At 71.6% G+C, this 8,985-nt stretch carries 9 protein-coding genes; 6 read left to right on the plus strand and 3 right to left on the minus strand.

The annotated features are described in order from the left end of the window. Window positions 1–55: 55 nt before the first annotated feature. Window positions 56–646, minus strand: a complete 591-nt coding sequence (locus tag ACWGH4_RS24820) for a hypothetical protein (protein WP_441267469.1) — start codon at window positions 644–646, stop codon at window positions 56–58. Between the two features lie 474 nt (window positions 647–1,120). Between ACWGH4_RS24820 and ACWGH4_RS24825 the strand changes: the two genes are divergently transcribed. Then, window positions 1,121–2,629 carry a glutamate--cysteine ligase gene (locus tag ACWGH4_RS24825; protein ID WP_453464718.1) on the plus strand — a complete coding sequence of 503 codons (1,509 nt, stop codon included), beginning with the start codon at window positions 1,121–1,123 and terminating at the stop codon, window positions 2,627–2,629. Between the two features lie 118 nt (window positions 2,630–2,747). Continuing rightward, entirely contained in the window at window positions 2,748–3,548 is an 801-nt protein-coding gene (locus ACWGH4_RS24830; protein ID WP_441267478.1) for a CPBP family glutamic-type intramembrane protease, read from the plus strand. A 69-nt stretch (window positions 3,549–3,617) separates the two neighbouring features. Here ACWGH4_RS24830 and ACWGH4_RS24835 read toward each other — a convergent pair whose 3' ends face one another. Continuing rightward, a complete protein-coding gene (locus ACWGH4_RS24835) occupies window positions 3,618–4,439 on the minus strand; it encodes a PhzF family phenazine biosynthesis protein (RefSeq protein ID WP_453464721.1) in 822 nt (273 codons plus the stop codon). Window positions 4,440–4,578: 139 nt separating this feature from the next. On the opposite strand from ACWGH4_RS24835, the gene ACWGH4_RS24840 reads away from it, so the two are divergent. Next, window positions 4,579–5,181: a PadR family transcriptional regulator gene (locus ACWGH4_RS24840; protein WP_453464724.1), complete on the plus strand. Its 603-nt coding sequence runs from the start codon at window positions 4,579–4,581 to the stop codon at window positions 5,179–5,181. A gap of 101 nt (window positions 5,182–5,282) precedes the next feature. On the opposite strand, the gene ACWGH4_RS24845 is transcribed toward ACWGH4_RS24840, so the two are convergent. Continuing rightward, entirely contained in the window at window positions 5,283–5,711 is a 429-nt protein-coding gene (locus ACWGH4_RS24845) for a type II toxin-antitoxin system Rv0910 family toxin (protein ID WP_453464727.1), read from the minus strand. A gap of 256 nt (window positions 5,712–5,967) precedes the next feature. On the opposite strand from ACWGH4_RS24845, the gene ACWGH4_RS24850 reads away from it, so the two are divergent. The 3 genes from ACWGH4_RS24850 (at window position 5,968) to ACWGH4_RS24860 (ending at window position 8,829) form a co-directional block, all read left to right on the plus strand. Then, window positions 5,968–6,657: a Clp protease N-terminal domain-containing protein gene (locus ACWGH4_RS24850; protein WP_453464730.1), complete on the plus strand. Its 690-nt coding sequence runs from the start codon at window positions 5,968–5,970 to the stop codon at window positions 6,655–6,657. A 12-nt stretch (window positions 6,658–6,669) separates the two neighbouring features. Next, a complete protein-coding gene (locus tag ACWGH4_RS24855) occupies window positions 6,670–7,680 on the plus strand; it encodes an EamA family transporter (protein WP_453464733.1) in 1,011 nt (336 codons plus the stop codon). Window positions 7,681–7,887: 207 nt separating this feature from the next. Next, complete coding sequence (locus ACWGH4_RS24860) at window positions 7,888–8,829, plus strand: DMT family transporter (protein WP_453464736.1); 942 nt, start codon at window positions 7,888–7,890, stop codon at window positions 8,827–8,829. The last annotated feature ends 156 nt before the right edge of the window (window positions 8,830–8,985 follow it).

The following is an 8,985-nucleotide window of genomic DNA, read 5'->3' on the forward strand; positions in this document are numbered from 1 at the left end:
GTCGCGGGGCGTATCGAGTGTCTCCTGTGGGTGCGATGTCCGGGATGTTCTGCCGTCAAGCGGCCGGCGAGTCGAGCAGCGGGGCCGGCGTCACCCGCAGGGTCATGAGAGGCAGCAGGTCCGCGACCCGGTGCGGCCGGTGGGCGGCTATGCCTGGTGGCGCGGGGGCGAGGGGGACGAGGACGTCGGAAGGCTGCGGGGTGCCGGACGCGGCGTCGGCCTCGACGTCGCCGTGCAGCCAGAGGGTGAGCATGTAGAGCTCGGGAACGGACAGCAGTCTGGGCTGGAACGGGGTTCCCGTCGATTCGGCCTGACGCAGGGCGCGTTCGGTCGAGTCGAGGTAAGGGCCCTCGAAGAAGTGGGAGAAGGTCCAGCCGTCCGGCGTGAGCATGGTGTCCGCGGCGGCCACGGTGCGGTCGCCGCTGCGGATCAGGAAACGCCAGCCGGTGAGCCTGGTGTGCGGTGTGCGGCCGCTCGGCACGATCCGGTCCAGTACATGGACCGGCAGCGGCAGTTCGGCGCTCAGGGGCCCCTGGACGGACCTCAGAGCGGGGGTTCGGGCCTCGCGGACGGCTGTGGGGGAACCGAGTGCCGCGAGGACGCTTCGCAGGGCAGGCGCGGGGGCCGGGGGGACAAGCAGCGGCATGGTGGGTCGCCTCTCACTCAGGAGACACGGTGGAGCGTGAAGGTGCGGACGTCACTGTCTGCGTGCGGGGCGGCCAGCCGCCGGAAGACACCGGATACGAACTCACCGCCCTCGCGGAGTTTATACGACGCGTGTTCACGTAATGTTTCCGCTACCCGTCGCGGGTATTTCGGGCAAGGCGTGAACCGGCCCGTTTCATGCGGCATTTCTGGCGCTTTCCCGTGCTGTCGAGGCCGCGGCCTGCGGTTTCGGCTCCGGCGCGGTAGGCCGAATCAAGCCTGTGGTTTTCACCGCCGTCCGTGCCTGCAATTGCTGTTTGCCTCATGCCAGGGGAATGTGCCTGTGGGGCGTCTGTGTCCAGACTACCGGCCGCCGAGTCCGCGTGGGGCGTTATGGATCAATGAGGCTGGGCATTATCGTCCGTGACGTGAGCGGACCTCGCCACGTGGGACCCACACGAGGAGGGACCCTTCGATGGGGGAGAAGGTCGAGGCAGGCGGGTTCGACCTGTCCGATCGGCAACGGTACCGAGGCAAGCTGCAACAGTGCCTGGCCGGCCTGGGGCGGCTTCTGGCGGAGAAGAGGTTCGACCGGCCCAAGAATCTGATGGGGCTCGAGATAGAGCTGAATCTCGCGGGTGCGGACGGGATGCCTCGGATGATGAATGCCGAAGTTCTCTCCCGTATCGCCAGTCCCGATTTCCAGACCGAGCTCGGCATGTTCAATCTGGAAGTAAACATCGTCCCGCACCGATTGGGCGGCCGTGTGCTCGACCAGCTGGCGGAGGAGTTGCACACCGGGCTGGGATATGCCGATCGCAAGGCGCAGGAGCTCGGTGCCGGGATCGTGATGATCGGCATTCTGCCGACGCTGGCGCAGCAGGATCTGGTATCCGCGAACCTCTCCGACGTGGATCGTTACATGCTGCTCAACGATCAGATCGTGGCGGCACGCGGGGAGGACTTCACCCTCGACATCGAGGGGGTGGAACGGCTCACGTGCACATCCGCGTCGATCGCGCCGGAAGCCGCCTGCACGTCGGTGCAGCTGCATCTGCAGGTCACCCCGGGCCGGTTCGCCGACGTGTGGAACGCCGCGCAGGCGGTGGCCGCCGTGCAGGTCGCCGTCGGCGCCAACGCGCCGTTCCTGTTCGGCAAGGAGCTCTGGCGCGAATCGCGGCCGCCGCTCTTCCAGCAGGCCACGGACACCCGCCCGCCGGAGCTCCAGGCGCAGGGGGTGCGCCCGCGGACCTGGTTCGGTGAGCGCTGGGTGGACTCGGCCTACGACCTCTTCGAGGAGAACATCCGGTACTTCCCCTCGCTGCTGCCCTTCTGCGACGACGAGGACCCGCTGCGGGTGCTGGAGGACGGCGGAGTGCCGCGGCTCCAGGAGCTGGTCCTGCACAACGGCACGATCTACCGCTGGAACCGTCCGGTGTACGCGGTCGTCGACGGCGTCCCCCACCTGCGGGTGGAGAACCGCGTGCTGCCCGCCGGGCCGACGGTGACCGACGTGATCGCCAACGCCGCCTTCTACTACGGTCTGGTGCGAGCGCTCGCGGAGGACGCTCGTCCGGTGTGGACGCGGCTGCCCTTCGCGGCCGCCGACGATAACTTCGCGACCGCGTGCCGGCACGGTATCGACGCCGAGCTCCAGTGGCCCCGTCCCGGTCGTGGCGGCGTCACACAGGTGCCGGTCGTCAAGCTGGTCCGGGACGAGCTGCTGCCGCTGGCCGCGGCGGGTCTCGACGCGTGGAACGTGGCGCCCGCCGATCGCGACCTCTATCTCGGCGTGATCGAGGAGCGGTGCCGGCGCCGGATGAACGGAGCCTCCTGGCAGGCGGACACCTATCACCGCGCCCGTGAGGCGGGGCTGGAGCGTGAGGTGGCGCTGGCGGCGATGACCCGTCGCTACTGCGAGCTGATGCGTGAGGGACAGCCGGTGCACACATGGCCGGTGGGATTCCCGGGGGCGCGCTCCTGACCGACCCGCGCGTGCGGCCGCGGGGCGGCCAGGCGCGTGCGCGGGACCTGGCTGCGACCGCCGTAGGTTCGTCGGGCAAGCTGTGACGTCCCATGCGGTGGAGCAACTGGAGGCTGTAGTGCAGGCGCAGGCGGGAGACGCGGCCGGGTCCTTTCCGCGGGAGGCGGTGTCGCGCAGGACCCTCCGGTCGGAGATGCTGCTCGTGCTGGCCCTATCGCTCGGCGCCAGTGGTGTGTCCGCGCTGATCAGCTTCATCGGATCGCTGACGAAACCGGGCGGGCTGAAGGACCAGGCCGCGACGCTCAACGGGTCCTTCGCGCCGGGGCGGCCATGGCTCGATCTGGCCTGGCAGCTCTTCGGGATCGCGACGGCGCTGGTGCCCGTCGTGCTCGTCGCGCATCTGCTGGTCCGCGAGCGTGCCGGGCTCTCCTCGATCGGTTTCGACCGGAGCCGGCCCTGGTCCGACATCGGCCGTGGCGCGCTCGTCGCCGCCGGTATCGGCAGCGCCGGACTGGCCTTCTACCTGGTGGCGAGGGCCTCCGGTTTCAACCTCACCGTCGTGCCGGAGGCGCTGCCCGAGGTCTGGTGGAAGTACCCGGTGCTGATCCTCTCCGCGATCCAGAACTCCGTGGTCGAGGAGGTGATCGTCGTCGGGTATCTGCTGCGCCGGCTCGATCAGCTCGGCTGGACACCGATGGCCGCGCTGGTCGCGAGCTCGGTGCTGCGCGGCTCGTACCACCTGTACCAGGGCATCGGCGGGTTCGTCGGCAACATGGTGATGGGCGTGGTCTTCGTGCTGCTGTACCGGAGATGGGGCCGGGTGGGGCCGCTGGTGGCGGCGCACGCGCTGCTCGACATCGTCGCCTTCGTCGGATACGGGCTGCTGTCCGGGAAGGTGGACTGGCTTCCCACGCCGTGAGCGGCGGCCCGGCAGCGCGACCGAGGGGGTGCACGGCGGACGCCGTGGACCCCCTCGGTCGTGGTGCGTTCAGGGAGTGGTGAGCAGTTCGCCGTCGACCACGGTCACCGCGCGCCCGGTCAGCAGGGTGCGGTCGCCGCGCAGCGAGGTGCGGACCAGGCCGGAGCGGGCGGACGCCTGGAGGCCGGTCAGCTCGTCGCGGCCGAGGCGCGCGGACCAGAAGGGCGCGAGTGCCGTGTGGGCGCTCCCGGTGACCGGGTCCTCGTCGATGCCGACCTGGGGGAAGAAGCCGCGGGAGACGAAGTCGTAGCTGGCGGAGGCGTCCGCCGCGGCGGCGGTGGCGATGATGCCGCGCTCGGAATACGCGACCAGGGCGGCGAAATCGGGCTCCAGAGCACGCACGGACTGCTCGTCGGCCAGTTCGACCAGCAGGTCCCCGATGTGGGGCCCGGTGTCATGGGCGGAGAGCACCTTCGCGCCGAGCGCCTCCGCGACGCCGTCGGGGACCGTCACCTCCCGCAGTGGGGCGGTGGGGAAGTCGAGGGTGATCGTGCCGTCCTCGTGCGCGGTCGTCCGGAGGTTGCCGCACCGCGCGGTGAAGCGCACCGTGCCCTTCGCCGCCCCCGTGGTGTGCAGCACGTGTGCGGTGGCCAGGGTGGCGTGGCCGCACATGTCGACCTCGGTGGCCGGGGTGAACCAGCGCAGTGCCCAGTCCGCGTCGCTCCCGGCGGGCAGGGGATGGGCGAAGGCGGTCTCCGAGAGGTTCAGCTCCGCCGCGACGTTCTGGAGCCAGGTGTCGGGAGGGAATCCGGTGGAGTCCAGCAGCAGCACTCCGGCGGGATTGCCGGCGAAGGGACGGTCGGTGAAGGCGTCGACGATTCGAATCCGCATGGGCCCGACCGTAGAGCTCCGGCGAACGGGCAGGCCAAGGCCAATTCGAGGTCGGCGGCCCGGAGATGCCTTGTCGTTCGCTTGTTTCCGATATATCGTTGACGCATCGCGACTGATCAACGATGGAAGGAGCGTAGCGATGCGTTCACGTGGAAACGGGCCGGAAGGCGGCCGCGGACACTGCGGGCCCGGCCATCACGGTTGGGGTGAGTACGAGGGCCGTCGCGCGGCGTTCGGGCCCTGGGGACCGCCGTTCGGCGGGCCTTTCGGTGGCGGACGCGGGCGTGGCGGCGGCCGGGGCAGGGCGCGGCGCGGCGATGTGCGCGCCTCGATCCTGGCCCTGCTGAAGAACCGCCCGATGCACGGTTACGAGATGATCCAGGAGATCGACGAGCGCAGCGGCGGGGCATGGAAGCCCAGCCCCGGGTCCGTCTATCCGACCCTCCAGATGCTGGAGGACGAGGGTCTGATCGTCAGCGAGAGCGACGGCGGCAAGAAGCTGTTCACGCTGACCGACACCGGGCGCGCCGAGGCCGAATCGGGGCCGGAGGCTCCCTGGGAGGAGGCCGGCCGCGGTGTCGACTGGGACACGGTCAACGAGATCCGGCAGGCCGGCTTCGGTCTGATGGAGGCGTTCGGCCAGGTCTGGAAGTCGGGCAACGCCGAGCAGCGGCAGAAGGCCGTCGCCGTGATCAACGAGGCCCGCAAGAAGCTCTACCTGATCCTGGCCGACGAACACTGAGCCGGGCGTGAAGGGCCCCGCGTCGGCGCGGGGCCCTTCTGCTGTGCCCGCGGCCGGCTCCTTCCGTGGAGGGCTGCCCGGCCGGCCCGCGCGGCCGCTGGTCAGGCCACCAGTCCGCCCAGCTTCCGGAGCGACTCGTTGAGCGCCGCGGTCGCCGAGTCCTTCAGCTTGCCGGCCATGAGCGAGACGGCCGCGCCGGTGAACTCGCCGTCGATGCGCACATCGGTCGCGCCGCCGGCCGGGGTGAGCGAGTAGCGGGTACCCACGACGACGGACATCGGTCCCTTGCCCCTGATGGCGAGCACCCGCTCGGTCTCCAGTTCCTCCACGGTCCAGGTCACTTCGGCCGGGAAACCCATCAGCTTCATGTTCTCCGCGAAGGTGGCGCCCGTCTCCAGCGGTTCGGGGCCGCCCGCGGGGAAGCTCGTGTGAGTGGCGTTCCAGCGGCCGTACGAGGAGAAGTCGGTGAGCTGGGCCCAGACCTTCGCGGCCGGTGCCTCGATGCGCGCCTCCGCGGTGACTTCGGCCATGCGACCACCCCTTCGTGTCGGGTTCCGGTGCGCGGACCGTAGCCGTGGGTGCGGGAACATTCAATACTGACGCCATGTCAGATGTGCGGTCCGGTCGGTCGGCACCGGCACGGCCGCAGGGGGAGACTCAGGGTCGGTCGGCGGCTTGTCATCCGCAAGGAGGAGGAAACGCCCGGGTGTGCCCAACTCCGGTGGGATGCGCAAATGCTTCCCCGCGTGGACGCCGGGGCCGCGGATGCCTGATGAGGTGGAAGGCGTGCGAAGTCCTGCCCCGTGGCTGCCCCGGCAGCACGCTGCCCTCCCCGTCCGTGCCGATCTCGAAGCCGCGCTCACCGTGGAGCTGGCATCGGTGGTCGCCGGTGCCCGCAGGAGGGCGCTGCGGGACGGCGACAGGCAGATCGACACCGCCCATCTCCTCCACTCCCTGTTGGAACAGGGCCCCGAGGTCCGGGCCGTGTTCGGGTCACCCGCCCAAGTGGCGCGTGTGCTCGGCTACCTCGTCCAGCGCAGCATCGGTTACGGGCTCGCCTGGCAGGGCTCCGTCGAGGACTCGGGCGCACTGCCGGTGGTGCGGGAGGGCGGTGCGCCACGGCTGCCGTCACCGGGCGCTGTGGGGCCCGATGCGGCACAGGCGGCCGGTGCCGCGCTGCCCCACCTGCCGGGCTGGTCACCGTCGGCCGTGACCGCCTTGGCGGGTGCGCTGGCCAGGGCGAGGCTCCGCGGGGACACCCGCGCCGAGGGGATCGACGTACTGGCCCGCATCGCGGCCGACCGGGACTGCCGGGCCGCCGAAGTGCTGCGCAGGGCCGGTGTCGACGTGCCGCTGCTGGCGGCGCGGATCGCGGAACGGGTGTCCGCGGGGCCCGCCGCCCGGTCGGCCCCCGGGTTGCCGGCCCGGAAGCATCTCGACATGTGTCACAGGGATGACGGTGCTGACTGCTGCTGACATGATGTGCCGATGCAGGCATCTCAGGGAAGGAGCGCCGGCCTGGGACTCGCCCTGGGCTCGGCGTTCGCGTTCGGTGGATCGGGTGTCGCGGCCAAGCCGCTGATCGAGGCGGGACTCGACCCCCTCCATGTCGTGTGGCTACGGGTCGCGGGCGCCGCGCTCGTGATGCTCCCGCTGGCCTGGCGTCACCGAGGACTGCTGAGGCGCAGGCCCGCGCTGCTGGCCGGTTTCGGTCTGCTGGCCGTGGCGGGCGTGCAGGCGTGCTACTTCGCCGCGATCTCCCGCATCCCTGTCGGCGTCGCACTGCTCATCGAGTACCTGGCCCCCGCGCTCGTGCTCGGCTGGGTCCGCTTCGTCCAGCGCAGGCCGGTGACCAGGGCCGCCGCCGCGGGTGTCGTGCTGGCGGTCGCGGGCCTCGCGTGTGTCGTGGAGGTATGGGCGGGGCTGCGGTTCGACGTGCTCGGCCTGCTGCTCGCCCTCGGCGCCGCTTGCTGTCAGGTGGGCTACTTCGTCCTGTCCGACCAGGGCGGCGACAGCGACGACGCCCCCGACCCGCTGGGTGTGATCGCGTACGGCCTCCTCATCGGCGCCCTGGTGCTGACGGTCGTGTCCCGGCCGTGGGGCATGGACTGGTCACTGCTCGCCGGTAGCGCCGACATGGGGGGAACCGAGATCCCGGCCGCGATGCTGCTGGCGTGGATCGTGCTGATCGCCACCGTGCTCGCGTACGTCACCGGTGTCGTGTCGGTGCGCAGGCTCTCGCCTCAGGTGGCCGGTGTCGTCGCGTGCCTCGAGGCGGTCATCGCGACCGTGCTGGCATGGGTGCTGCTGCGTGAGCACCTTTCCGCGCCGCAGATCTTCGGTGGCGCGGTCGTCCTGTTCGGGGCGTTCATCGCGCAGTCCCAGGCGCCCCGGCCGCCGTCCGGGCCGGTGGCGGCCGGTGGGCCGGAGGCTCTGCCCGTGGTGGCCGACGACGGGTCCGCCGCCGGCGAGTTGTCCGCGGGCCACCGTGCCCCGTAGGGTGGCGATCATGCATTCGACCGTACTTCCGCCGCCCGCCGCCTAGCGCGGGCGGACGTTCTCAAGGAGATCCGGCTCGGGGTGTCTTCCCCGAGCGGTCGGTGCTGCCCGCGTGACTGAGCCGAGCGATCAGCCGTCCCGTTCTTCATACGGAGAAGTCACGTGTCGAATTCCTCTTCAACTCCTGCTGTCGGCGTGCCCGCCATCATGTCCGTGGGCCGTGGTCTGACCTGTCTCGTCTTCGCCGGGTTCGCCTGGGGGACCGCCGGAGCCGCCGCCTCGCTCGTCTTCCAGGTGAGCGATCTGGGGCCGCTCGCCCTGTCGTTCTGGCGGTGCGCCGGCGGGCTCCTGATGCTGCTGCCCGTCCTCGCGATGCGCGCCCGGCGTCGCCGGGGGGCCGCCGCTCCCGCCGAACCGCGCCGGCGGAGGGTGCTGCGCATCCTCGCCACGGGTGTCGGCCTCACCGTCTTCCAGAGCGCTTACTTCGCGGCCGTCGAGGCGACCGGCCTCGCCGTGGGAACCGTCGTGACGCTGGGCGCCGGTCCTGTGCTCATCGCCGTGGGGGCACGGCTCACCATGGGCGAGCGACTGGGCCGCGGCGGGATCCTGGCCGTCGCGGGGGCGCTGGCGGGGCTCGGCGTCCTCGTCCTCGGCGGAGAGGGGGCGGAGGTCCGGCCGACGGGCGTCGCGCTCGCCGTGCTGTCGGCCGCCGGATACGCGGCGATCACCCTGCTGACGCGCCGGCTCGGCCGGGACGGAGGCGGCGGTGACTCGCTGTCCACCACCGCGTGGGCGTTCGCGATCGGGTCCGTGGGGCTGCTGCCGATGGCGATCGGCGAGGGGCTCCTGCCGCACACGGCGGAGGCGGCCAGGGTCATCGGGCTGCTGGTCTACGTCGCCGCTGTACCGACGGCTCTCGCCTACGCCCTCTACTTCGCGGGCGCGGCCGTTGTCAGGGCGGCGACCGTCTCCGTGATCATGCTGCTCGAGCCGGTGAGCGCGGCGGTCATCGCGGTGACCCTGCTGGGCGAGCGCCTGACGCCGGCCACGGTGGCGGGGACGCTGCTGCTGCTCACGGCGGTCGCCGGTCTCGCGGTGGCGGAGGCGCGGGGCGCCGCGGTCCGGAGGCGGGTGCCGGCCACGGCGTGAGGCGGCCTCTCGGGGCGCTGGAAGCGGCCCTGCCGACCCCCGTTCGGCAGGGCCGCGGCGCATGCACCGGCGCGGCGCCGCAGAGGGTGGCGGCGCCGCAGAGGTAGGCGGGGGGCGGCGTCGCCGGGGCGAGGGCCGGCGCCGGGTCCGGCCGGC

Source organism: Streptomyces sp. NPDC054847, assembly GCF_053610925.1.

Excerpts from the sequence above, each read along its gene's own strand:
- ACWGH4_RS24820 (WP_441267469.1), bottom strand. The coding sequence starts at position 646 with ATGCCGCTGCTTGTCCCCCCGGCCCCCGCGCCTGCCCTGCGAAGCGTC.
- ACWGH4_RS24825 (WP_453464718.1), top strand. The coding sequence starts at position 1,121 with ATGGGGGAGAAGGTCGAGGCAGGCGGGTTCGACCTGTCCGATCGGCAA.
- ACWGH4_RS24835 (WP_453464721.1), bottom strand. The coding sequence starts at position 4,439 with ATGCGGATTCGAATCGTCGACGCCTTCACCGACCGTCCCTTCGCCGGC.
- ACWGH4_RS24840 (WP_453464724.1), top strand. The coding sequence starts at position 4,579 with ATGCGTTCACGTGGAAACGGGCCGGAAGGCGGCCGCGGACACTGCGGG.
- ACWGH4_RS24845 (WP_453464727.1), bottom strand. The coding sequence starts at position 5,711 with ATGGCCGAAGTCACCGCGGAGGCGCGCATCGAGGCACCGGCCGCGAAG.
- ACWGH4_RS24855 (WP_453464733.1), top strand. The coding sequence starts at position 6,670 with ATGCAGGCATCTCAGGGAAGGAGCGCCGGCCTGGGACTCGCCCTGGGC.
- ACWGH4_RS24860 (WP_453464736.1), top strand. The coding sequence starts at position 7,888 with ATGTCCGTGGGCCGTGGTCTGACCTGTCTCGTCTTCGCCGGGTTCGCC.